Source organism: Paenibacillus sp. FSL R5-0527, from assembly GCF_038008055.1.
Taxonomy (GTDB): Bacteria; Bacillota; Bacilli; order Paenibacillales; family Paenibacillaceae; genus Fontibacillus; species Fontibacillus macerans.
Window position 1 is genome coordinate 5,292,022 of the sequence record NZ_JBBOYI010000001.1, and the last position, 24,164, is coordinate 5,316,185.

General features: G+C 54.7%; 23 protein-coding genes. 4 read left to right on the forward strand and 19 right to left on the reverse strand.

What is annotated here, in order from left to right; all coding sequences use genetic code 11:
* Positions 1–198 precede the first annotated feature (198 nt).
* The 11 genes from NYE69_RS23460 to NYE69_RS23510 form a co-directional block, all read right to left on the reverse strand.
* On the reverse strand, positions 199–1,008 hold the full coding sequence (locus NYE69_RS23460; protein WP_340928125.1) for a formate/nitrite transporter family protein: 810 nt from the start codon (positions 1,006–1,008) through the stop codon (positions 199–201).
* A gap of 86 nt (positions 1,009–1,094) precedes the next feature.
* Complete coding sequence (gene nirD, locus NYE69_RS23465; RefSeq protein ID WP_172531688.1) at positions 1,095–1,442, reverse strand: nitrite reductase small subunit NirD; 348 nt, start codon at positions 1,440–1,442, stop codon at positions 1,095–1,097.
* Positions 1,443–1,479: 37 nt separating this feature from the next.
* On the reverse strand, positions 1,480–3,918 hold the full coding sequence (nirB, locus tag NYE69_RS23470; RefSeq protein WP_340928126.1) for a nitrite reductase large subunit NirB: 2,439 nt from the start codon (positions 3,916–3,918) through the stop codon (positions 1,480–1,482).
* Positions 3,919–4,144: 226 nt separating this feature from the next.
* Complete coding sequence (locus tag NYE69_RS23475) at positions 4,145–4,870, reverse strand: hypothetical protein (RefSeq protein WP_340928127.1); 726 nt, start codon at positions 4,868–4,870, stop codon at positions 4,145–4,147.
* Between the two features lie 155 nt (positions 4,871–5,025).
* Complete coding sequence (gene ric, locus NYE69_RS23480; protein WP_340930500.1) at positions 5,026–5,724, reverse strand: iron-sulfur cluster repair di-iron protein; 699 nt, start codon at positions 5,722–5,724, stop codon at positions 5,026–5,028.
* A gap of 182 nt (positions 5,725–5,906) precedes the next feature.
* Positions 5,907–6,473 carry an FAD-dependent oxidoreductase gene (locus NYE69_RS23485; protein ID WP_340928128.1) on the reverse strand — a complete coding sequence of 189 codons (567 nt, stop codon included), beginning with the start codon at positions 6,471–6,473 and terminating at the stop codon, positions 5,907–5,909.
* A 59-nt stretch (positions 6,474–6,532) separates the two neighbouring features.
* Complete coding sequence (locus tag NYE69_RS23490) at positions 6,533–6,850, reverse strand: winged helix-turn-helix transcriptional regulator (protein ID WP_036621667.1); 318 nt, start codon at positions 6,848–6,850, stop codon at positions 6,533–6,535.
* Between the two features lie 186 nt (positions 6,851–7,036).
* Entirely contained in the window at positions 7,037–8,005 is a 969-nt protein-coding gene (locus NYE69_RS23495) for a sugar phosphate isomerase/epimerase family protein (RefSeq protein WP_270618684.1), read from the reverse strand.
* Positions 8,006–8,047: 42 nt separating this feature from the next.
* The gene (locus tag NYE69_RS23500; protein ID WP_240751863.1) at positions 8,048–9,130 is read right to left on the reverse strand and encodes a Gfo/Idh/MocA family protein; all 1,083 of its coding nucleotides are present in this window, start codon (positions 9,128–9,130) and stop codon (positions 8,048–8,050) included.
* Positions 9,123–9,893: a sugar phosphate isomerase/epimerase family protein gene (locus NYE69_RS23505; protein ID WP_328272531.1), complete on the reverse strand. Its 771-nt coding sequence runs from the start codon at positions 9,891–9,893 to the stop codon at positions 9,123–9,125. The genes NYE69_RS23500 and NYE69_RS23505 overlap by 8 nt, the downstream gene beginning before the upstream one ends.
* Before the next feature lie 32 nt (positions 9,894–9,925).
* Positions 9,926–10,987: a Gfo/Idh/MocA family protein gene (locus NYE69_RS23510; protein ID WP_340928129.1), complete on the reverse strand. Its 1,062-nt coding sequence runs from the start codon at positions 10,985–10,987 to the stop codon at positions 9,926–9,928.
* A 148-nt stretch (positions 10,988–11,135) separates the two neighbouring features.
* Here NYE69_RS23510 and NYE69_RS23515 point away from each other — a divergent pair, with 148 nt between their 5' ends.
* Complete coding sequence (locus tag NYE69_RS23515; RefSeq protein ID WP_328272002.1) at positions 11,136–11,960, forward strand: AraC family transcriptional regulator; 825 nt, start codon at positions 11,136–11,138, stop codon at positions 11,958–11,960.
* A 63-nt stretch (positions 11,961–12,023) separates the two neighbouring features.
* Here NYE69_RS23515 and NYE69_RS23520 read toward each other — a convergent pair whose 3' ends face one another.
* Positions 12,024–12,713 carry a TerC family protein gene (locus NYE69_RS23520; RefSeq protein WP_328272001.1) on the reverse strand — a complete coding sequence of 230 codons (690 nt, stop codon included), beginning with the start codon at positions 12,711–12,713 and terminating at the stop codon, positions 12,024–12,026.
* Positions 12,714–13,106: 393 nt separating this feature from the next.
* Here NYE69_RS23520 and msrB point away from each other — a divergent pair, with 393 nt between their 5' ends.
* Positions 13,107–14,087: a peptide-methionine (R)-S-oxide reductase MsrB gene (gene msrB, locus NYE69_RS23525; protein WP_328272000.1), complete on the forward strand. Its 981-nt coding sequence runs from the start codon at positions 13,107–13,109 to the stop codon at positions 14,085–14,087.
* Between the two features lie 151 nt (positions 14,088–14,238).
* Here msrB and NYE69_RS23530 read toward each other — a convergent pair whose 3' ends face one another.
* Positions 14,239–14,817, reverse strand: a complete 579-nt coding sequence (locus tag NYE69_RS23530; RefSeq protein ID WP_328271999.1) for a CGNR zinc finger domain-containing protein — start codon at positions 14,815–14,817, stop codon at positions 14,239–14,241.
* A gap of 139 nt (positions 14,818–14,956) precedes the next feature.
* Here NYE69_RS23530 and NYE69_RS23535 point away from each other — a divergent pair, with 139 nt between their 5' ends.
* Positions 14,957–15,445 carry a DinB family protein gene (locus tag NYE69_RS23535; protein ID WP_328271998.1) on the forward strand — a complete coding sequence of 163 codons (489 nt, stop codon included), beginning with the start codon at positions 14,957–14,959 and terminating at the stop codon, positions 15,443–15,445.
* A gap of 54 nt (positions 15,446–15,499) precedes the next feature.
* Here the strand turns inward: NYE69_RS23535 and NYE69_RS23540 are convergent, their stop codons facing one another.
* Positions 15,500–16,168, reverse strand: coding sequence for a YitT family protein (locus NYE69_RS23540; protein ID WP_036621653.1), 669 nt, complete (start codon positions 16,166–16,168; stop codon positions 15,500–15,502).
* Between the two features lie 448 nt (positions 16,169–16,616).
* Between NYE69_RS23540 and hmpA the strand changes: the two genes are divergently transcribed.
* The gene (hmpA, locus tag NYE69_RS23545) at positions 16,617–17,834 is read left to right on the forward strand and encodes an NO-inducible flavohemoprotein (RefSeq protein WP_328271997.1); all 1,218 of its coding nucleotides are present in this window, start codon (positions 16,617–16,619) and stop codon (positions 17,832–17,834) included.
* A 93-nt stretch (positions 17,835–17,927) separates the two neighbouring features.
* On the opposite strand, the gene NYE69_RS23550 is transcribed toward hmpA, so the two are convergent.
* The 5 genes from NYE69_RS23550 to NYE69_RS23570 all read right to left on the reverse strand — a co-directional run bounded on the left by NYE69_RS23550 (position 17,928) and on the right by NYE69_RS23570 (position 24,043).
* Positions 17,928–20,018 (reverse strand): serine hydrolase domain-containing protein, encoded by a 2,091-nt coding sequence (locus NYE69_RS23550; protein WP_328271996.1) that lies wholly within the window; start codon positions 20,016–20,018, stop codon positions 17,928–17,930.
* A 172-nt stretch (positions 20,019–20,190) separates the two neighbouring features.
* Positions 20,191–20,697: a Crp/Fnr family transcriptional regulator gene (locus tag NYE69_RS23555; RefSeq protein WP_036621646.1), complete on the reverse strand. Its 507-nt coding sequence runs from the start codon at positions 20,695–20,697 to the stop codon at positions 20,191–20,193.
* A 177-nt stretch (positions 20,698–20,874) separates the two neighbouring features.
* Positions 20,875–21,834 (reverse strand): hypothetical protein, encoded by a 960-nt coding sequence (locus tag NYE69_RS23560; protein WP_328271995.1) that lies wholly within the window; start codon positions 21,832–21,834, stop codon positions 20,875–20,877.
* Entirely contained in the window at positions 21,824–23,188 is a 1,365-nt protein-coding gene (locus NYE69_RS23565; RefSeq protein ID WP_036621644.1) for a nucleotide sugar dehydrogenase, read from the reverse strand. The genes NYE69_RS23560 and NYE69_RS23565 overlap by 11 nt, the downstream gene beginning before the upstream one ends.
* Before the next feature lie 42 nt (positions 23,189–23,230).
* The gene (locus NYE69_RS23570) at positions 23,231–24,043 is read right to left on the reverse strand and encodes a response regulator transcription factor (protein ID WP_328271994.1); all 813 of its coding nucleotides are present in this window, start codon (positions 24,041–24,043) and stop codon (positions 23,231–23,233) included.
* Positions 24,044–24,164 lie beyond the last annotated feature (121 nt).

The window sequence follows — 24,164 nt, forward strand, 5'->3', positions numbered from 1 at the left end:
TCCCCCTTTCCCGGGTATTTCCCAGCCCCAGCAACGGACCCATACGACTCTAGTTCGCTCTAAAGCAGCTCACCCGAGCCGCTTCGAGGGAAATTTCGTCATATGGGTCCGTTAGTCTTAGCGGCCTCTAACCCCGCCGGAAATTTGATAAATATTTTGATAAATATAATGAAAAAAACGGCTCGGGATGAGCCGTTTTTATGCTGCCTTTCCATCTTCCGCTTGTTTCGCCTTTTTGCGCACCGGGGATATGAACCAATACGCCATGCCCACAAATACCCCGCCGCCGATAATATTGCCCAGCGTCACCGGAATCATATTGTGAAGCCAGCCCGCGAGCGTAATCGTGTCGGGGTGGTTCGGCAAAAGCAGCGACAAACTGAGCAGCGTCATATTGGCCACGCTGTGCTCGTAGCCGCTGGCGATAAAGGCGTACAGACACCACCAAATCAGCACCAGCTTGGCGATATCTTCCTTGGAGCGGTTGGCCATCCATAAAGCGAGGCAAACGAGCCAGTTACACAAAATGCCGCGAAAAAACAGTTCAGTGACCGGAGCACCCATCTTCTTCGCGGCAGAGGCAAAAATAAGATGCTCCGGCGCCGCCGTTTTGAACAGCCCGCTGCCGACGATTAGCAAACAAAGCACAACCGCCCCCGCCAGGTTGCCGAGAAACACGATCGTCCAGTTTTTCGCCGTATCGCCTACCGTTGTTCGCCTCGCCAGCGTGCTCGCCGTAAAAAACATATTGTTCCCGGTAAACAGCTCCGAACCGGCAAAAACGACCAGCGTCAGGGCGAGCCCAAAGGACATCCCCATCAGCATCGTCTGGTACGGCGATTTCGCCGCCGCCAGCGGCGCGCCGATGCTGAAAATGAGAATGATGCCGAGCCCTACATAAGCGCCGGCAAGCATGGCCGAAACGATATACCTCGGAAGGCTTTCGTTCATTTTTTCTTTTTTCTTGACTGCCGTTTCTACGATGGTTTCCACATTTGGCGTATACATCGCCGCTTCCTCCCTCTGTCGATCCCTCGATTTAAAAATAAGCGCGGCGTCCCTCTCCTTGCACACCGCGCTTATTTCGCTCTAACCTATACCTCCTGCAAGGCGCTGGCGGCGATCCACACCTGTCCGTCCTCCACCTTGACCGGGAACATCGGCACCTGCCCGCTGTCCGGGGCCTGGACAAGGCCTGTCGTCAGATCGATTTTCCAATCGTACAGCGGATCGTAAAGGTAATGCCCGGACACGATGCCTTCGGCCAGCGGCCCTCCTTTCGGATGCGGGTTTTGATTCAGGGCGGCGAAAATGCGTCCGTCGGATAGGCGGAACACCGCCAGTTCGCGGCCTCCCGCTTCCACCACGCGCCCGATCTGGGGCAGAAACTGCTCCACATGCCCAACCGGGAAAAATGCCTCTTTACTCATGTCCTTGTTCATGCTCCTCTTCCCCTTTCCTGTCATCCGTCTAACGGCTTTAGTTCGCCTGTTTGCTCATTTCCAGGCTGTGGAACAGCTTGCCGCGGGTTTCTTCGTCGTTCAGCATCTTCTTCCACGGATCCGTAACCTGCTCCAAGGCGAACTCAATACGCTCCACCAGCGCTTTGCGGTTTTCCGCATCTTCCACTACCGCCGCGCGGATATTGTCCAGCCCCATCCGTTCAACCCACTCCGACGTTCTTTCCAGATAATTGCCGGTCTCGCGGTAATACTGCATGATGGCTGCGCACAGCTCGATCAGTTCCTCGTCGGTCTTCACCTTGCACAGCGAATCCGCAAGCCGGGCCTTGATCCCCCCGTTGCCGCCGATAAAGATCTCCCATCCGCCGTCGTTGCCGACGATCCCGATATCCTTCGTGCACGATTCGGCGCAGTTGCGCGGGCAGCCGTTTACCGCCATCTTGAATTTGGCCGGAAAGTCGAGCCGTTCGAATTTCCGTTCAAGCCGCGCGCCCATGCCCATCGAATCCTGGGTGCCGAACCGGCAGAACTGCGAACCGACGCAGGTTTTCACCGTGCGGAGCGATTTGGCGTAGGCGTACCCCGACGGCATGTCGAGCTCAGCCCACACTTTCGGCAGATCTTCTTTTTTCACGCCGATCAAGTCCAGCCGCTGGCCGCCGGTGACCTTGACGACTTTCACATCGTATTTCAGCGATACGTCGGCGATTTTCTTCAGATCCTCCGGCGTCGTCACGCCGCCGTACATCCGCGGAACAACCGTATAGGTCCCGTCCTTTTGGATGTTGGCGCTCATCCGCTCGTTGACGAACCGCGATTCTTTTTCGTCCTCGTGCGTGTCCGGGTACAGCATGCCGAGATAATAGTTGATGGCCGGGCGGCATTTCGAGCAGCCTTCAGGCTGGCTCCAGCCAAGCACGTTCATCACTTCTTTGGTCGTCTGCAGCCCTTTCGCCTTGATCTCCGCCACGATTTCATCGCGGCTCAGCGTCGTGCAGCCGCAGATGCCCTGTTTCGCCGCCGACTGAAACCCGTCTCCCAGCACGTATTGCAAAATTTGCTCAACCACCGGCTTGCAGCCTCCGCAGGAGCGGGTTGCCCCGGTGCAGGCTTTGATCTCGTCGACGGTCGTCAATCCCTGATTGGTAATCGCGTCGACGATCGTGCCTTTGGTTACCCCATTGCAGCCGCAGACGATTTCGTCGTCCGCCATCGTTTCCACCGAAGCTTTCTTGGCTCCTCCGCCGCCGCAGCAGCCCGTGCCCATCAGCGAGGCGTACAGTTCGTCCGTCATCTCCGCCTTCTGCTTGATCAGCTTCTGCAGCTCGGCCGAATCGTTAATGTCGCCAAACAGCACCGCGCCGACAAAAACGTTGTCTTTCAGCAGAATTTTTTTGTAGGTCCGCTTCCATTCGTCTTTGCTGCAAATCACCGTATGTTCCGGACCATCGATAAATTCGCCGGTCGAAAAAACGTCAACCCCGGAAATCTTCAGCTTGGTCGAAACGACCGAACCGGCGTAAGGCGCGGTTTCCACGCCGCTGATATGCTTCGCCAGTACCATGCCCTGCTCAAACAGCGGAGCGACCAGTCCGTAGCAGACGCCACGGTGCTCCGTACATTCGCCGACGGAATAAACGCCCTCCAGCGATGTTTGCAAATAGTCGTTGACGACGATCCCGCGGTTCACTTCGATGCCGCTCGCTTTGGCCACCGCAACGTTCGGCTTGATGCCGACCGCCATGACGACGAACTCCGCTTCCAGTTCCGTGCCGTCGGCGAACCGCAGCCCGCTTACCCGCGAACCGCCAAGCAGCTCGGTCGTCTGCGCGCCCATTTTAAATTTGATGCCCTGGCGCTCCAGTTCCGCTTTCAGCATCCCCGCCGCCTGATGATCCAGCTGGCGCTCCATCAAATCTTCCATTAAATGCACGACCGTCACGTCCATGCCGAGCTGAACGAGCCCTTTGGCCGCCTCCAGTCCGAGCAGGCCTCCGCCGATGACCGCCGCTTTGCGGCAAGTCTTGGCCGCCTGGATCATTTGCTCGCAGTCCGAGATGTCGCGGAAGCCGACCACGCCCTCCTTATCGCTGCCGGGAATCGGCAGGATAAACGAAGTCGACCCGGTAGCGATCAGCACCTTATCGTAAGGCACGCGCTGGCCGTCCTCCGTGACAACCTCCTTCGTCTCCTTGTCGATCCGGGCCACCGCCGTTCCGGTATGCAGCGTAATCCCGTTATCGCGATACCAGTTCAAATCGTTCAGAATAATATCGTCTATCGTTTTGCTGCCTTCGAGCACATAGGAAAGCATGATCCGGTTATAGTTGGGATGCGGCTCGCTGCCAAACACCGTTATTTCGAATTTGGAAGTTAGTTTCAATATTTGTTCAACGGTGCTGATGCCCGCCATTCCGTTACCGATCACGACCAGTTTCTCTTTCGCTGTAGCCATCCTCATCCAAGCCCCTTTCAGAATAAGACTGTTCCGAATTATTAGTTGATTACCTGCAATCCCTTATGCCAAAAGTATACATTTAAAATTATGAATAGTTTGTGATTTCATTCACATTAATTGTGAAAGTTATCACATTTAATTGTCACATTTTTTTTTGCATACCTATTGAAAAATCCGCAGCCTCTTATCTAAGAGAACTGCGGATTTACTTTTTCTCCGAAACTTATTTTCGCACCAAAGCGATTTCCACATTGTCCTGGGGTTTTAACCTCATGTCAAGGCCGGTGTCAAGCAATTTCTTATGATTGACCTTCAGCACCCATGCTTCCGTCTCATCCGGACGATAACCGTTGACGGAAACGATATGCTGCCCGGTTTTGTTCAGCTCCACGATCCCGCTGTGCTTGAGCAGATCCCTCACGGTCGTATTTTCATTGTATTGATGGACAAAATAGCTTTTTAGCTGCGGATTTTGACTGCCCCCGTTCACGGTCAGCAGCAGCGATGCTCCATTTTGGCCCGCCGTTCCGCTGCCCGCGGTTTTAACGTAAACGAGTATGTTGTCCCCCGCCTTGAGCTGCTTGTCCCAATCGCGGGACGGCAGCTCCTTGTCATTTAGCCGGATCCCCCATTCCAGCGTCGAATCAAGCGAAACTTCACCCACGGATTGAATTTTGCCCTTATCCTTCGTCAGTTCTACGATACCGCTGCTTTCAAGCGCCCGAAGAACGGTAATCCCTTCCGTATAATCGAAATGCAAACTGCGCGTCACATCGGGGATAAACGTCCCCCCGTCAATCGTTAAAGTAATGTCATCGGCATGCCCATCCTCGCTTTGCAGCTCCTCCGAAGGGTCCGGTTTGTCGATCGTCCCGCCATCGGCGCAGGCTGCCGTGAAGAACGCGGCCAAAACCATCAGTCCTGCCAGCCATTTCAATCTCCTGCGCATCGCCGCCCCGCCTTTCCTTTAATCATTTTCCCTGATTCGATCCAGGAATATTCCATATCTTAAGCATACCGGACCGGCAGAAAGTTCTCAAATTTCGGGGCAGGCGCAAAGAACCCTTCCCTAAGCAGGGAAGGGCGAGGCCTGAATATTTCAAGTTATGTTGTATATCGCGGAAATAATATATTGTTCTCCAGGTGCACATGCGTAAAAGTCATGGCTTCCAGCTCTTCTAGACGCGAATAGGTTAAACGGTACGTCGTGCACGCATGGCCAGGCGGCTGAAAATCGTCGGTCAGCTCCCGCAGTTGTTTGAGAATGTCGCCCGCCGCGTCATGTTCGGATTCCAACTCCGCGATGGCGGACTGCAATTTTTCCAGCACTTCCGGGTCCCGGCTCTTCTCCCAAAGGATTATCTTAGGAAACTCCTCTGCCTCTTCCTTGTCGGTATGCTCCAGCAGCTCGCGCCGAAGCTCACCGAACAACCGCTCGACCTCGCGCAAATGCGTATCCGCATCCCCATGGACCCGGGACACCTTGGTCACGTATTTTTGAATTTCCGGCAGTTCCTCGCGCAAATAGCGATGGTGCGTGTTTACGATATGCCCGATCAAATCGGCCGATTCCGCCTTTGTCCAATCCTGTTCTTCCTCTGCCCGGGGATGCTCGGCCGCCATGCGGTTTAAGTCCGTGAGCAGCGTTTCAACCGGAATCCCCCGCTCTGTCGCCGCTTCCCCCAACGGACGTGCGCCGCCGCAGCAAAAATCGATTTTCCGCCCGCGGAAATAATCCGCCGATTTCGGAAAACGAAGCACGATATCACGAACCATGTCTTGTTCCTTAAATAATGCTTGTATGTGATTCATCCGGAAAGACCTCCTGAGCTAATGTCGTAAGCTTACGTTTTTAACTTAACGCATAGAAGCGTCTCTCCTTGTGATTTTAATCACTTTTGTTTTTCTTACTTCCGCTCAAAATATTTAAAGGCCGCCCGTATCCGGGAGGCCTTGTTGCCGTTTGTCTTGCAGATAAGTCCGTTTTATTTCAGCACGTCGTGATCCACGTACCGTTCGCCGTTTATTTCGCTGATCAACTCGATGGCGACCTTTGCCCCGTCGCCTGCCGTAATGATCGTATGAACGCTGACGCCCGCCGCCGTGCCGGCCGCCCAGATTCGCGGAACGCGGGTCCGGCCTTGCCCGTCCGTAGCGATGACGGTTTTGATTCTCGGCTCGCGGCCTTCTTTCAGCTCCAGGCCGGCAGCGCTTGCAAGATCGGTCAACGCGCCGGTGGCCAATATGATATGGGACGCCTCGTAGCTGCGGCCGGATTCCGTTTTTACGGTTACTGTCGAACCGCCGTTGGCATCGATATGCGTCACTTTTTCTTCAATGAACTTGGCGCCGAATTTTTCGGCCTGCTCCCGTCCGATTTTGAGCAAATCCGGTCCGGAAATGTCCTTTGCCCCGTAATGGTTCTCAATCCAGGCCCGCTTCGTCATGCTTGCGTTGCTGTCCAAAACAAGCGTTTCTTTGCCCGCCTTGGCCAAAAATAACGCCGCGCTGGCTCCAGCCGGCCCTGCCCCGATTACAATTACCTCAGCCACAAGTACACCTACTTTCTAAAATTTTCATGCCGCCTTCGCGACCCGAAAACGGCATGAGCTTATTTAATCCACTGCTCCGCCCAGGACTGCACCTGTTCCATCACCGGACGAAGCGCCCGCCCTTTCTCAGTCAATTCATATTCGATGCGAACCGGCGTTTCCGGATAAACATGACGGACCAAAATCCCCTCACATTCCAAATCCTTCATCCGTTCCGATAACATCTTATCGCTCATGGAAGGAATCTGATTGGAAATATCCTTGAAGCGTTTCGGCCCGCTCATCAGGGTTTGAATAATCAAGCCGTTCCAGCGTTTTCCCAAAAACGAAAAAGCCGATTCAAATCGCGGACACATTCCATACGAATGCTCATCCATAACATTCACCTCATTATTATAGCAAGCCTGCAAGCGTTAAACTTACGTTAAGTAAGTTAATATATTTCATAATAGCATATTTACACGCGGAAAGTAAGGGGGGGACTCTTCATTCACCGCCCCGTATCCGAAAAAACGGCCGCCTTGGCGGCAGCCGCTAATATAGTATATTACGTTTATGGTCAGTTATACCCACCACATCTCCGCGGCGGAATCTTCCATAAGCACTTGCTGCAGATTGCGCACGGCTTTGGTAAATCCTTCATCGATCGACATTAGCCCGTCTTCGTGCTCGATGCTTACCGCGTAATCGTAGCCGTACAGCCGAAGCGCGCTGATAATGTCGGCCCACGTCTTCAGATCGTGGCCGTAACCGACGGTGCGGAACTGCCAAGCCCGCTCCTGCATGTTCGTGTAAGGCTGCATATCCGTGATGCCGTAACGGTTTACGTTCACCGGATCAATCGTCGTATCTTTGGCGTGGAAATGGTGGATGGCGCCGGCCTTGCCAAGGATCGCAATCGCTTGAACCGGATCGATTCCCTGCCACCACATATGGCTCGGGTCGAGGTTGGCCCCGATGACTTCGCCGGCCGCTTCGCGCAGGCGCAGCAGCGTCGCCGGCGTGTGCACGGAAAATCCGCCGTGCAGCTCAAGCCCGATCTTCACATGGTGATCGGCGGCAAATTTGCCCCATTCCGTCCAATACGGAATGACTTTATTTTTCCACTGCCAGTCCAGAACTTCCTGAAAGTCGTTGGGCCAAGGCGCTACCGGCCAGTTGGGATACTTGGCATCCTCATGATCGCCCGGACAGCCGGAAAACGTGTTGACGACCGGCACTTCCAGCAACTCGGCCAATTGCACGGTTTTGACGAAAACGTCGTGGAACTCCTTGGCGATCGCCTTTTGCGGATGCAGCGGATTGCCGTGGCAGCTTAGCGCGCTGATAATGAGTCCGCGGGACTCCACCGCTTTTTTGAACTCTTCCCGGGCCGCCTTGTTTTCCAGCAGCACATCGGGATTGCAGTGGGCGTTCCCGGGATGTCCGCCGGTGCCGATTTCCACGGCTTTCAGCCCTTGTGCGGCCGCCTTATCGAGCGCTTGTTCGAGCGGAAGGCCTCCAAACAGAACCAGAAATACTCCTAATTTCACCTCTATGCTCCTCCTTGCTTCGTGGTTTGGCCCAAGGCCGGGTTAGTCAAAATATACGGTTTGGCCGGTTTTGGCCGATTTATAGATGGCTTCCAAAATTTCCGTGACCACAAGCGCCTGTTCCGGCTTCACGAGCGGCTCTTTATCTTCCAAGATCGCTTGCACCCAAGCTCTCGCTTCACGGGTGGATTCGTTTTCCTGTTTGCCTTCGTAAAAAGCGACCCCGCCGGATCCGAGATCGACGTTGGTTTCGTACAGGCGGCTCAATTTTTCGCCGTTCAGGCGCAGGCCGTTCGTCATATCGGCACCGCCCTCGGTGCCGCACAGCAGCGTTTTCGCTTCTCCAACCTCGACGATATTGAGCGCCCAGCTGGATTCCAGAATAATCGTCGCCCCGTTCTTCATCGTAATGAAGCCAAACGCGGAATCCTCGACTTTAAATTGCTCGGGATCCCAAGGGCCAAACGCATTCGCCGCGTTTTCGCGGTTTCCGAGTTTGTGGAATACGGAACCGGTGACGCTTTTCGGCTCGTAATTGTCCATCAGCCACAAGGTCAAGTCAAGCGCATGGGTGCCGATGTCGATCAGCGGACCGCCGCCCTGCTTCTCTTCGTCCAGGAACACGCCCCAGGTCGGAACGGCGCGGCGGCGCAGCGCCAGAGCTTTTCCGAGATAGATGTCGCCAAGCTCGCCGTTTTCGCACAGTTCCTTCAAATAAAGGCTGTCGCTGCGGAAGCGGTTTTGGTATGCGATCGACAGCTTTTTCCCCGTGCGTTTGGCCGCGTCCAGCATTTGACGGGCTTGCTCCGCCGTTTTGGCCATCGGCTTCTCGCACATCACGTGACGGCCCGATTCCAGCGAAGCGACGGTAATTTCCGCATGCGAATCGTTTGGCGTGCAGACGTGAACCACTTCAGCGTCGCTTTCCGCCAGCAATTTCCGGAAATCGGTAAATACTTTGGCTCCCTCTACGCCGTATTCGGCGGCCGCTTTTTGCGCGCGTTCCTCCACGATGTCGCAGAAGGCGACCAGCTCTACCTCTGGTTGCTGCTTCAGGCTCGGCAAATGTTTTCCATTGGCGATACCGCCGCATCCGATGATGGCGACTTTTAATGTTTTAGACATGAAGTTTTCCTCCCTTTCCGGCATAAGCGCGTACCCATTCCATACTTGCGGCGATGCTTTCCAGCGAATCTCCCGCGCAGTGATCCTGCTCTACGATCAGCCATTCCGCGCCCGCGTCGATCGCGGCATCCCCAATCGCGGCAACGGCGACTTCTCCCCGGCCCAGCTCCACCGTTTCCGGCGAACCGTCCGGCTTCTTAAGAACATCCTTCCAGTGCACGAGCGGAAGGCGATCGCGATATGTAGCGATGTATGCCAGCGGATCCGCTCCGGCAAAGGCTACCCAGCAGGAATCCAGCTCCATGTGCAGCAAGGAGGCGGGCACCTGTTCATAAATCGCATCCAGCACCGGTTTGCCGTTCAGCGACTGGGTCAGCTCAAAATCATGATTATGATAGCAGAGAATCATTTCTTCCTGTTTGCAGCGTTCCCCGAATTTTTTCAAGTCCTCGATGACCTCGGGCCAACGGTTGCGGTCTTCCTCCGACAGATACGGCACGACGATATAACGGTTGCCGATCGCCTTGTTGAAAACAATCTCTTCATCAAGCGCGGCCTTTAAACGGTCATAAGCCGTATGGGCCCCCACCGCAACCAGCCCGGTTTCCTGCAGGATTTGCTGTACTTGTTCCACCGTTCTCCCGTAAAATCCGGCAAACTCCACGCCCTTATACCCAAGCTCGGCTACCTTGCGCAGCGTGCCTTCAAAATCGCGTTCCAAATGATCTCTTACCGTATAAAGCTGCAGTCCAACCTTTGCCATAAAATATCACCTCTCCATGAAAATGAAAGCCTCTACTTTAAACTATCCGCGCTTTCCAGCAAAATATGCCGGCCTTCGCGCGATGAACGGGCCACGGCATGCATCGCCTCCAGCACATGGTAGCCGAGTTTGCCGCTGGCCCGGTGTTGCCGGCCTTCAAGAATCGCCCTGGCCATATCCTCGATGCCGCGGCCGCGCTCATTTTCGCCGCATTCAAACGCCGGCGGGACGGTTTCCCAAACGTCGCTGCCGGAACGGCGGACCTTCACGTCCCCGTTAAAGTAGTTCGGGTCGGGGACAAGCAGCGTCCCTTCGGTCCCGTAAATCTCGATACGGGGCAGGACGCTTCCGCCGGGGACATCGAAGCTGGTCACGAGCGTGCCGATGGCGCCTCCGGCAAAATCCAGCGTGGCGCTGTAGTGCGTCGGCGTATGCACCGGAATCGTTTTGCCGGCGTTGGGGCCGGTTTTGACCGTGCGTTCGGGAACCGGGTTGCCCGCCGAGCCGCTGATGCGCGCGATCGGCCCGAGCAGCTCTACGAACGCGGTCAAATAGTACGGCCCCATGTCGAACATCGGTCCCCCGCCTTCCGCGTAGAAAAACTCGGGATTCGGGTGCCAGCTTTCCGGCCCGCCGCCCATCATAAACGCGGTGGCCGCCACCGGGCGGCCGATCAACCCGTCCGCAATGGCCTTGCGGCTCGTCTCGAGGCCTGCGCCAAGAAACGTATCGGGAGCGCAGCCCACGCGGAGATTTTTGGCCGCCGCCTGTTCCAGCATGCTTCGCGCGTCCTCCAGCGAGATCGCCAGCGGCTTCTCAACGTACACATGCTTGCCATGGGCAAGCGCTGCCATATTGACGGCGGCGTGGGACGACGGTACGGTCAAGTTCAACACCAGGTCGATATCCTGCCGCCCCAGCAATTCCTCCACAGTGTAGACGTTTTCAATTGCGAATTGCTCTGCCCGCTCGCGGGCCTTCTCCGGGAGAAGATCGGCTACCGCCGTAATCCTGGCGACTTCGCTTTGCCCGAGGTACGTCAAGTATGCCGGACTGATGTTGCCGCAGCCGATCATGCCAATCTTCATAGTCATTTCTGGTCACTCCCGCCAAGCAGATGTGTGTATCTGGGTTGTTTTCATGTACAATGGTATTTCAAATTGCGCTGATTTAAAATGAATAATATGATTAAAACATGAACAATCTGGTCATTATTTTTGGAGATTCCCACGGAGGTCGGTTATGAAACCTAATTCGAACCTGCAGATTTTATTAGCCGGCTATTCGGTGCACCACAAGCCGTTTCATACGGTGCAGCCGGACGGGCACGAAAACTATTTGATCCGGCTGCAAAGCTCGGGCAAATGCCGGTCCCGCTTAAACGGCCGGCTGGAGCTGATCGAACCCGGCGATCTGCTGCTGTTTGCGCCGGGCGAACCCTACGAGCTGAAAATTGAAGCTGAAATGAGCGGACTGGGCGAAACGGTGGTGTCCAGCGGCGATTATCATATTTTTTTGGCCGGGCCATGGATCGAAGCTTGGTGGAACAAACGGTCAAGACCCCATCGGGTGAAGGTTCCTCTTTCCGAAGGCATCGTCGGCGCTTTCCGGCAAATCATGCTGGAGCAGCGCCGCATCGCCAACCCGGCCCCGGAAATCGCGGAATATTATTTGAAAATACTATGCATGGACATCGACCGGAACCTGCTGGATCAGCCGCGGCCCGCTTATCCGACTTATCTTGCCCATCGGATCAAAAATTATATTGAAGAGAACGCCGCCTCCCCCTTCAAATTGGAGGATGCGGCCGCCTATGCCGGCATCAGCGTTTCCCGGGCGGTGCATCTGTTTAAGGACACGTTCGGGACAAGCATCATTCAATATACGCTGGAGGTCAGGCTGAACATGGCGCGCGAACGGATTATTTTCAGCCCGCTATCGCTGGAGCATGTCGCGGAGAGCTCCGGTTTCCCCAGCTATAATTATTTTCACAAAGTGTTCCGCAAAAAGTTCGGCATGTCGCCCCGGCAGTTCCGGCAACAAGCGCGCGGCCAGCATCCGGTTTAAAAAAAGCGAAATACGCCGCAGGGGTTAATTGCTCCCCGGCGGCGTTTCATCGTTTGCGGACTTTCAGACCTGCGCCTGCGCCGATTCGCGCAAGCGCGCTTTTCTTTTCTTCATTTGCGTGCCGATGCCGATGACGGCGATGATTACAAGCACCTCAAATCCGTATTTGATCCAGTTGCTTGCGAACAGTTCGTCAATAAGCGGTTCCTGCACGATCATTTTGGCCGCGGTCCAGGCCAGGACGGCGGCGCCGATCGTGATCACGATCGGGAAGCGCTCCGTCAGCTTCAGAATCAGCGTGCTGCCCCAGACCATAATCGGAACGGAGACGGCCAGCCCGATAATGACGAGCAGGAAATCGCCATGCGCCGCGCCGGCGACGGCCAGCACGTTGTCCAGCCCCATCATCGCGTCGGCGATGATGATCGTCCGGATCGCCGCCCACATTTGGTTGCCCGCGTTGATCTCGTGACTTTTCTCATCCACGATCAATTTGCAAGCGATCCAAACGAGCGCCAGCCCCCCGACGAGACGCAGCCCAGGAATATTCAGCAGCTGTACGACGAGCAGCGTCATAACGACGCGGATCAGGATCGCCCCGACGGTCCCCCACACGATGACTTTTTTCTGATCTTTTTGCGGCACGTTGCGTGCGGCAAGTCCGATCACGATCGCATTATCCCCGGCCAACACGAGATCGATCAATATAATGGAAAACAGTGCGGCCCAAAATTCCGGAGAAAATAATTCCATGTTTCTCTCCCCTTTCAGAGTTTTCCATGCATCGATCCCGCTTCTTTTGGATTCAGACGGGTCTACGGGAAGAAACACCTTTCTTCCATCCAAAAAAAATGCGCCGTGTCCGTATTGGGCACGACGCAAAAACGCATCAAAAAAAGACCTTTACCCAATACTCGCTACGGGCAAAGGTCTCGCTAACAACTAAGTTACGTTGCCAATAAAGCCGGGGTATGTATAACTCCCGTAATGACGACTTTATTGTATAAGCTACTCCCCTTTGGGAACCATGCATGTTTTCTTGGAGCAATTATACCACGTCCCGCCAAAGAGCACCAGTCTTTTCGGAGAATCGTTTTGGCTTTTTCGGAAAACACGCTATAATGATATCGAAACGGAGGGATCATAATGAGTTCAGCGTCAAATTCAAAGGTAGAACTGGCCACTTTTGCCGGAGGCTGCTTCTGGTGTATGGTTTCGCCGTTTGAGGAACTCCCGGGCATACACGGCATTGTATCGGGATATACAGGGGGACGCACGGTAAACCCGACTTATGAAGAGGTTTGCGCCGGCGGAACCGGCCATTACGAAGCCGTGCAAATCCAATTTGATCCGGCGGTGTTCCCGTACCGCAAGCTGCTTGAGCTCTACTGGCAGCAAATCGACCCGACCGATGAAGGCGGGCAATTCCACGACCGCGGCGAATCGTACCGGACGGCCATATTTTATCATAACGAGGAGCAGCGCCGGGAAGCGGAGGAATCCAAGCTGGCGCTGGAACGAAGCGGCCGCTTCGACAAACCGATCGTTACTCCGGTGCTTCCGGCGGCTCCTTTTTATCCGGCCGAAGAATACCATCAACAGTACCATAAAAAAAATCCGCTGCATTACAAGCTGTACCGTAAAGGCTCGGGCCGCGAGGATTTCCTGGAACGGCATTGGTCCGGTCCCGCCGACCGGGAGGAGCTAAAGCGCCGGCTTACGCCGATGCAATACGAGGTCACGCAAAATAACGCCACCGAGCGGCCCTTTACCGGCGAGTACTGGGATCACGACGAAGAAGGCATCTACGTGGACATCGTCTCGGGCGAACCGCTGTTCAGCTCGCGCGACAAATTCGACGCCGGCTGCGGCTGGCCAAGCTTTACCCGCCCGATCCGCAGCTATCACATCAAGGAGCGGACGGACACCAGCCACTTCATGGTCCGCACCGAGGTGCGCAGCCGGCAGGGCGACTCGCATTTGGGCCACGTGTTCGACGATGGACCGGAACCGACCGGCCTGCGTTACTGCATCAACTCCGCGGCGCTGCGGTTCGTTCCGAAGGCCGACATGGAGAAGGAAGGCTACGGCGAGTATCTTGTGTTATTTGATGAGCCGCGGGAGTAGCTGCCTTTTAAAGATAATAAGGTGTACTTTTGCAGTTGATTCACCTAGTCTAACAAATTCGCACCGCATTAAGATGGTTGCCCCACGACCGTGCTGTTCTCAAAATGGTCAGGGCAACCTTTTTTTGATTTATGGTCATCGACGATTCGCCCTACGCTTCGGCGTCGACGTTCGGGTTTTGTTCCGCTTTTTTCCGGGCGCGGAAACGCCGCACCTTCATCAGATTGCCGCACATTTTGTCGTCGCAGTATTTCTTCGTCCGATTCCGCGTATCGTCATAAAATATCCACCTGCAGTCCGGGTTGTCGCAAACGCGGATGCGTCCGGCCTCCCCCTGCAAAACGGTCTGGCCGAAGCTTGCGGCCACCTCCGCCAGCACCTGCCTCCACTCCGCCATGGCCGGCCGGTATTCCAGCTTGACGGTTCCTTCGCGATCAGCCGCAAACTCCCGGTACACGGTCCCCGGCTTCATATACTGATTCAGCAGCTGCCAGGCCTCTTCGCCTATCTCTCCGCCGCCGGCCAATTCAACCGCCAGAGCATGCAGCTTTTCCCGAAACTCCCGCATCGCCGCGATGTCATCATCCGCCGCCGGAACCGGAGCCCGCAGCCGCCAATCGTTCAGAAACCCCGACTGCCATGACGGCTTCTCCAGACGGTCCTCGCTTCGTCCGCCGCCCTTCCAGTCATGCCATTCGCTGTTGATAAAATCACTCCAAAGCGTCTCCAATTCAACTTGCCTCCCAAAGCTGCATGTAACTATCTAAATTTATAATAAGTGGTTACAATTTACTGGATATTTTGCTACAATTACATTGTAACCTTTTAATAAGTAGTTAGCCAGTTACATTGATGGGGAGGAAGTAAGGATGAGCGTAAACGCAGTTGATTTGTTGCTTCTGCAAAAAGACAACACCTGGGAGCTGGAAGAGTGGATCGTCCCTTTGTCCGCCGCGCTTGCCAACGTCACGGCCGAACAGGCGGCCTGGGCGCCGCCGGGCGGGGGCAATACGATTTGGCAAACCGTAAGCCATATCAATTATTACAACCAACGAATACTAAGCCGCTTGCGGGGGATCGACCCGGGCCCAGGCGTGGACACGAACGAAGAAACGTTTGAAGGGTCTGAAGACGCCCGGGACGAGAGCAACTGGAGCAACACGCTCGCCGAAACAAAACGGATCGAGTTGGAGCTGCGCGAGGCGATCGCTTCCTTGAGCGAAGCCGATCTGGAAGCTCCTTTTGGCTCAAGCACGGAAACGATCGGCCGTGAACTTTCCCGCTGGATGCTGCATGACGCCTACCATGCCGGGCAAATCGTGCTGATCCGCCGGCAGCAGGGCTGCTGGAGATCCTAGGGCGTTCCGCCGGCAATTCGCCGGACGGGAAGCGGCAAAAAAACGGCCCGAGCCTTAAGCTCGAGCCGTTTTTTCCTTAACTTTAACCCGGTGCGGGACGCGCAGCGGCGTCAGCTGACCGTGTCCGTAATGAACGGTCCAGGTGATCACTTTACCTGCTATAAGAACTGCCATAATCGTAAATAAGGTTTCTTTAAAAGGCAGATATAATAATGAAATCGTTAGAACGATGGCATCCATCAGCACAAACATGGCACCGATTTTGATTCCGGACCATTGGCTAAGCAGCATCGACAAAATGTCGTCTCCCCCGCTCGCTCCGCCCGCCCGCAGCACCAGACCCGCTCCGATCCCCGTCAGCAAGCCCGACAGCAGCGCCGCCAGCGGCAAATTCGCGCGCAAATCGATCACGAGTGGAGAGAATTGCTCGCACAATTCGTAAAACGCCGAAAACGCAAGCGATGAAAATAGCGTATTAAGGACAAACTTGCGGCCCTTCAAAAACCAGGCCAGCAGCACGATCGGCACATCAAGCGCGATCATCGTCAGCGCCGGCGGCAGGTTAAGCAAATATTTGCCAAGCAGGGCCAGGCCCACAAAGCCGCCTTCCGACAATCCGTTCTGAAAGTTAATGTGATAATAAGCAAAAGCCAATAAACAGGAGCCAAACAGCATCATCAATAGCGATTTTCCGTCAACTTGCCATCTTGTCTTGTTCCTCATACGGGATCCCTCTTATCGTAGTTTGGTTGACCTTACGCCAACGCCCTACGGAGAAGGTCCTTGAGGACTTTATCCTTCGCATGATGTCACGCCTCTTTCGTAGGGTTGTTGGCCGTAACCGACAGTCCACGAAAGAAGCTAAGTATAAGAGAGATCACAACGTTTCCAAATCGTCCTTGGGGAATTCGTCCTTCGGGAACTCATGGTATCCTGATCCTTTCTTTAGATTTTTCTTATATTTATATTATACCACAAAGCAAAACATGACGACAGCAAACATCCAAATTTCAAATAATTAAGGCGAATAATGTGACGTATATCATTGCAATCTACAAATAGTTCACAGTTCGGAAAATTTCAGTGTGACGAAAATCACCTTTTAGAGAATTACCCCTGTCTATACTGAGGTGGAAGCGAATCGAAATTCCGAGAAAGAAGGTTTTCACTAATGCTGGATGCCAAAACGATCGGGATCATCAAGTCGACCGTGCCCGTACTCGAAGTTCACGGCGAAACGATAACCAAAAAGTTTTACGAAACGATGTTTAAAAATCATCCCGAACTGCTCAACATATTCAACCATGCCAACCAACGCCAAGGCAAACAGCCGACGGCTCTCGCCAACGCCGTTTACGCCGCCGCCGCGCATATCGACCGCCTTGAGGAAATCCTCCCGGTCGTGCGCGGCATCGCGCAAAAACACCGGGCGCTCGGGATTATGCCGGAGCATTATCCGATCGTCGGCGAAAACCTGCTGGCGGCGATCAAAATGGTGCTCGGCGACGCCGCTACCGTTGAAATTCTGGAAGCCTGGGGGATAGCCTACGGTGTAATCGCCGACGTGTTCATCAGCACGGAAGCCGAGATGTACAAGGAGGCCGAGCAACAAAAAGGCGGCTGGCGGGGATTCCGCCGGTTTATCGTCGACCGCAAAGTCAAGGAAAGCGAAGTCATCACCTCGTTTTATTTGAAGCCGGAAGACGGCGGGGAGATCGCCTCCTACAAACCGGGCCAATACATCACCGTACGCGTAAAGCCGGAGGGCCAGGAATTCACCCATCTCCGCCATTACAGCCTGTCCGCGGCTCCCGGCCAGCCCTTTTACCGGATTTCCGTCAAACGGGAAGACGCCGTGGAGGGCCAGCCGGCCGGCATTGTATCCACTTATTTGCATGAGCGGATCGGCGAAGGCGACGTGCTTGAACTAAGCGCGCCGGCCGGGGATTTTACACTCGACCAATCGCAGCAAATACCGCTCGTTCTGCTGAGCGGCGGCGTCGGACTCACGCCGATGATCAGCATGCTGGAGACGGCGCTGCAAAGCGGCTCGGGGCGGGAGATCGTTTATATCCATGCCGCCCGGAGCGGAAGACACCACGCGATGAAGGAGCATGTAGACGAGCTTACGCGAACCCATGACAATCTCCGCTCCTATTTCATCTACGAAACGGCGGAAGCCGGAGAAAACCCCGACAAAACGGGCTACATCGATCTTCCGTGGCTGAAGAGCGTTACGGACGCGGGCAGCGATTTTTATTTCTGCGGTCCGCTGCCGTTCATGAAAGCAATTAACCGGGTGCTGAAAGAATGGGGCGTTCCCGGAGAGCGGATTCACTTCGAGTTTTTCGGACCGGCCGACAGTCTTGAGGATACGATGAGCAAATAACCTATGTGGGCCAGATTGGAAACATCCAAAACTCAAAAGCGCGGGATCAGGGATTTCCCTGTACCCGCGCTTTTTAAACGCAAATCTCTCAGCTTATTTTTTCAGCTGAATGTCAAAGCGGGCGCGCTCCCCGGCGGCAAATACAATCGTGCCGTTCTCGGGCAGCTGTACTTGATTACTCCCGCTGACAACCGTGAAGTTCACACAAAGCCCGTTCGCGTCATATACCGCAAAGGCTCCGTGCTCAGGCATCCCGACCGTCATCGTCTTGCCGGCCGCCGCTTTAGGAACGGTGTACCATCTGGCCGTTTCACCAGCCTGCAGCATGACCGTAGACTTCTTGCCGGCATGCAGCGGTTTAACCCCATCTTCGCTTATATAGATCGAACCCAATGCCTCAAAATATTCTACGCCCTCCCGGGAAAAGAAGCGGTATTCCGCCGTATCCCGGCTTCCCGTACCCGGAATTTGATGCCGGCTCACCGCGGTATTGGAATCTATGATCTTCTTATCCACCAAATACCCCGGCAAGTCATCTGTCCGGCCGATCCGCAAGGTCGGCCTCATCAGTTGATAGATCACCGAGCTGTACTTCTCGTTGACGGGATAGTAAGTCTTCCCTTCCCGCTTCTCCCAAGCTGCTTCTATCTCGGGAGGCAGGGGAGTCCCTTCGGCTTCTTCCAGCTTTTCGGCCGAATACACATTTAGCGCCGCCTGTCCCAATTCAGGAACCGTTGCATAGTGCCTTTCCCGCAAGTAGGTGCGGCCGTTCTTTTCGGTAACAAAGCTGACCTGCACGCTGCCGTCTTCGCTCACAAAAGCGCCTTCAGCGGTGTAGACAAGCTTTTGCTCCGGAGCTTCCGGGTTAAGCGGTGTCGTGATCGACATTTCGCCATCGGTAAAAGCCACTTTCACCTGCTGATTGGTAGCGACGTAATAACCGGCATATTTGAACATACTGCCGGGAATTTCTGTTTTATCCGGCTTGCCAAACAACTTCGCCGGCTTGAATTCTTTAATGGTCCCTTTTTGCTTCAAACTTTGGAGCAGCAGCTCGGCCCCCAGCATCTGGTTTATTGAACTGGAGCCGCCGGAGGATAAGACGGCTGCCGCCATGTTCTGTTCCAGAAGCACAATCAGCGAGGCATGATACAGCAGGACGTCTCCGCCTTTGGACAGCGCTTTAATGCCGTAATCATTAAACGGAAACAACTTTACGCTATCCCAGCCCAGCCCGTAATTCACCACGGAAGTATCCGCTTCTTCGGGCCATAGTCCCTTTTTGTATTCCTCCTGCTCCATAGCATGAACCGACTGCTCGGACAAAACGCGGTTTTGCGAGTCCTTCATAAATACATCCGCAAATTGCACCAGATCCTCGGCGGTGGAATAAATCCCTCCCGCCCCGATGACATTGGCGGTTAGGCTAGGCAGCTGCCCCTGGTAAGTCGGATAATAAAGAGCCGCCATGTTGCTTACATCAAGCTGATCCTTGGGAGTCTTGGTATGGCTCAGTTGCAGCGGTCCGGTCAAATACTGATGAATGAATGCCGTATAATCCATTCCGCTAACTCGCTCTACCAAGATTTCAGCCAGGGTAAAACCGTCGTTGCAATAGACCGAGAAGGCCCCCGGATCGGCCTTTAGAGTTTGAGCGGATAGTTGCTTAAGTAACGTATCATGGGCATGGGAGTCGTTATCCTCAAAAAGAAAGGCGCTTCCCAGGCTTGAGCCCGGCAGCCCCGAGGAATGATTAAGCAGCATCCGCGGCGTGATCCGTTTATAGCGTTCGTCCTGCATTTTGAAGTCCGGTATGTACTCAATCAAGGGAGTATCCAGATTTACCTTCCCCTGGTCTGCCAGCATCATCACCGCGGCGGCGGTAAACATCTTGCTGGTGGAACCTATTCCGTACATAGTGTCGGAGGTTAACGGGATTTTGCCGCCGGCATCATTAAGCCCCGCCTGACCGGATATCGTAATCTTGCCCTGATCGATCAGGGCATATTGGATGCTTGCGGTCTGATACTTTTGGGTAATCAGCTCCGCTTTCTCAGCCGCCAGTTTCTCCAATGACCCGCCCGAAAGGACGGGAACGTTAGGCTCCGCTGCAAATGCGCCTGCCGGCAGCAGCAGCATAATCATGAGGCCGGTTAACAGCATGCTCAGGAATCTTTTTTTCAAAGAAAAACCTCCTTTAAAATAGGGTTCCTAATGTAGTACGTTTCACCGGATCATTCGTTTCCCGATCCGCAAACAAAAAAAGACCACTTGCATAAGCTAAGTGGTCTCTTAATCATCTTGCTTTTGGCGTCCGGTCCAATCGATCCAGGGAACGGCCCTGGTCCGCCGCAGCCTATTCCTTGTGCTGGCCGCGCAGCAGCCGGTTGACGGTTTCCCGTCTTACGCCGATCAGCTGTCCGATCTCTTCCTGGGTCAAATAATCGGTCAAAGGGATGCCGTTGGCATGCCGGTTCAGCCATTTGCTCAGAAGCTCCAGCCGTTCGGCCGGCGTGCCGACCGTTAAATGATCCAGGCGCTCCTGCATAAACCGGACCTTCTCCTGGAGAAGTTCCGCCACTTCCAGCGGCTTCTTCGGATCTTCCTGCAGCTCCCGGTACCAAGTCTGGGCGGGAATCGCCTCGACCTCGCTGCGCATTAAAGCGATCGCCGTGCCGTGGATCTCCTTCGGCGAAATCAAGGAATGATGCGGAACCGTCTCTCCCGGATATAAAATATTAAATAAAACCACGTTGCCGTTCTCATGCAGGCGCGTCACTTTGAACAGGCCGCTTTTGATATGGTATAAAAACGAACCGTCATCCCCCTGCCGGAATAAGATTTCGCCTTTATGTAAAATCATAAGATCTCTCTCCATTCCCCTGATTCACAATTATTCCTATTATAGCAAAAATGCCAGGGGCTGTCTTATAAACCTTTGGGAACGCCGGATTTCTCATTTTTCGCCAGGTTCCTCCGGTTTAATTGTTCAGAAATTATACAATCAAGGCTGCCCTTTGCGGAGCAGCCTTGATTTCGGTTATTTTCCCGGTTGCCGGAGCTTGCTATTCCACGACTCATAGCTATGGACCGCTACGCCGGCAAACGAGGCGTGCCGCCCTCCGAGCTTCTCCAGTTGCTTCATCTCCCGGTTCAGCGAAGCAAGCGGCTGTCCATGAAAGGAAACGCCCGGCCCTTCCGTGCTTTCCCCCAGCTCAACGCCCACCCAGACCTGCTTCTTCTGGCGGTCGGCTTCGGACAATGTCGTTCGCGCCAGCTCGTAGCTCCGCCCGGCCGTATCGCGGTAGGCCATGATCGCCAAATAATCGAACCGGTCGACCATCCAATTACCGAGCGGCAGCGGCACGCTTTTTGAAGGGTGGTCGATTTCATCGAGCCAGAAAGGAACCGCCGCCCCTATCTGCAGGTTGTTGTATTTGGCCGTTTCCGTCCAGGCCCGGATGCCTTCCATCCACTGTTCGACAATCGACTCCCGCTCTTTGGTCCACGTCTTCAGCAAATAGGGCTCGACGTCGAACTGCACGCCTTTGAACCGTTCCTCGGGCGAAACCCCGCGGTTATAAACCGCCACCCAATTCAGGAAGTCGTCCCCCTCCCGGCGCTGCTCCCGCAGCGCCCATTCGGGGTGTCCGTTCAAAGCGTGAACCTCGATCCCATGCGACGCGGCCAAACTTATAAAACGGCGGTAGCTGTCATTGCCCACTCCGCCGCCGATCTGCAGGAAGATGACTTTGACATCCTCCCGTTCGGCAAAATCCACGATCTCTTCGGGCCGCTGCTCAATTTGCGCGGTGTCCCAGATCCAGGTCGCTTTCGGCTGCGGGTCGTTTGCAGGGAGTAACACAAGCGTCAGCACTACCGCCAGCATCAGCAGCACCCCCCCTATGACAATGACGGCCAACCGCTTGCGCTGCGCGATGATTCCGGCCACTCTCATCCGCAGCGCCGCTTTGTTGCGCAAGGTTCCGTTACCCGACAATCAGCGCTGCGGCTTCCACGTTCACCGGATGGACGGAGTGGCCGATTTTGTAGATGTGCGGAAGCGGGTAGTCGCGGAAAGCGTTGCGCGTATCGACGATCGGCACGCCCAGTTCGGCGATGGCGCCGTAATCCAGATTGCTGTGATTCGTCACCAGCACGAAGCAATCGTACGTTTTGAACTTGTCCAGCTCGTAGCTGACGCTATGCACCACGCCGCCCGATTTTTCCCGGAAGCTGGACGCGTAAGGATCGTAATAATCGACTCTGGCGCCGCTGTCCTTAAACAGCTCGTACACCGCAAGTCCCGGCGATTCGCGCAGGTCGGCGATATCCGGCTTGTAGGCCATGCCGAGCACGAGAATTTTCGATTGTTTGACCGACTTGGCGTATTCGTTTAAAATTTTCGACGTTTTGTTGACGACGTAATAAGGCATGTTGTCGTTCGTCGACTGGGCCAGTTCGATAAACTGGCTGTAAAAGCGGAAGCCTTTCGCTTTCCAGGACAGGTACATCGGGTCCAGCGGAATGCAGTGGCCGCCGATGCCCGGGCCCGGGTAAAACGGCATGAAGCCGAACGGCTTCGTTTTGGCCGCGTCGATCACTTCCCAAATGTCGATGCCCATCCGGTCGCACATCATCGCCATTTCGTTGACGAAAGCGATGTTGACGCTGCGGAACGTGTTTTCCAGCAGCTTGGACATTTCCGCAACCTTCGGCGAGGATACCGGCACGACCGTCTGGACATACCGGGAATACAGCGCCGTTCCCAGCTCGAGGCAGGCTTTGGTCGTCCCGCCGATGACCTTCGGCGTATTGTAAGTATTAAACTTGGAGTTGGACGGATCCACCCGCTCCGGCGAGAAGCACAGGAAGAAGTCCTCCCCGGCGGCATATCCCAGCTTCTCCAGCTCCCGCTGGATCAGTTCCTCCGTCGTTCCCGGATACGTCGTGCTTTCCAGCGTAATCAGCATGCCTTTTTTCATATAACGTTTGATTTGCTCCACTACCGTCACGATATAAGAGGTATCCGGATCCTGATTTTCACTTAACGGGGTTGGCACGCAAATGCTGACCGCGTCGATCTCCGACAGCACGGCATAGTCCGTCGTCGGCTTAAACCGGCCGCTCGCCATCGCGGCGGCCAGCGTTTCGGACGGGATATCGTGTATGTACGATTCCCCGCGCTCAATCTTGTCGATTTTTCCGGCATCCAGATCGATTCCGACGACCCGAAAGCCCTGCTTCACCATCTCGACAGCCAGCGGCAATCCGACATATCCAAGGCCCACGACACCAAGCACGGCCGTTTTCGACTCAATCGCATTCAACAGTTTATAGTAGTTATTATTCACAGGTTTCAACCTCCATTTTGTCTGTATAGGATTAGGTTACCTTTAAATAATGCAACGGCGGATCCGCGCGTCCAGTTCGACAGGGGAAAACGGCTTCGTAATGTAGTCGTCCACCCCGCTTTGAAAGCACAGGCTGATCGTTTTTTCGACACGCTGTTCGGTAAGCACGACGATTCTCGGCGTTTCGCCTTCTTTGATCCGCTGGATTTGATGGATGTACGGAAGCCCGTCAATGCCGTAAAGATTGAGCTCGGTCAATACCAGGTCAGGTTTCCAGCTCTCAATCAGCTCCAGCGCGGAAGTACCGTTATCGGCCGTCATCGTTTCGTAATTTTGCATCCCCAGCCGGATCTGCAAAAATTCCCGCACGGTGGGATCTCCTTCCACAATGAGGATGCGGCTTTTGGCCAACGGCGTATCGTGTTTCGTAAAAATATGAATATCGTCGGAATAGTTCTGTTTGGCCGCTTCTTCCAGCTGCTGCAGCACCTGCAGCGTGATCTCCTCCTGGCCGGCAAAACCGGCGACCGCCACCTGCGGACGGTAGTTTGCAATTCTTTCCTGGAGACGCAGCTTCAGCCGCAGGCCCTCAAAATGGACCGTGTCCAAGGCTTGTCCCGGAAACAGGACGGCGATGCTGCCCGGCTCTTTCCCGCTCCAAACTTCAAAATCAAGCCCCGACTCGGAATCCAGAATTCCCCGGACCTGCGTTTCCGCATTGGATGGTCCGCCCGCGGAATAAATGAACACCATCCCGTTGACCTCGCAGGCGTTTTTCTCCACGCTTTGCTTCATGCTTGCATACACTTCGGATTGTTCCACTTCGCTTTGCACTGCCGTTATGTTTGGCATCATTCATTCCCGCCTTTCTCGAAACTTAGATTTTGGATTAGCACTGACCATGAAATGGAAAAGCTTCACGGTACTTGCCAACAGTTTGTTTTCGCCATATCAGCCCCCTTCCGGCCCCGGCAAG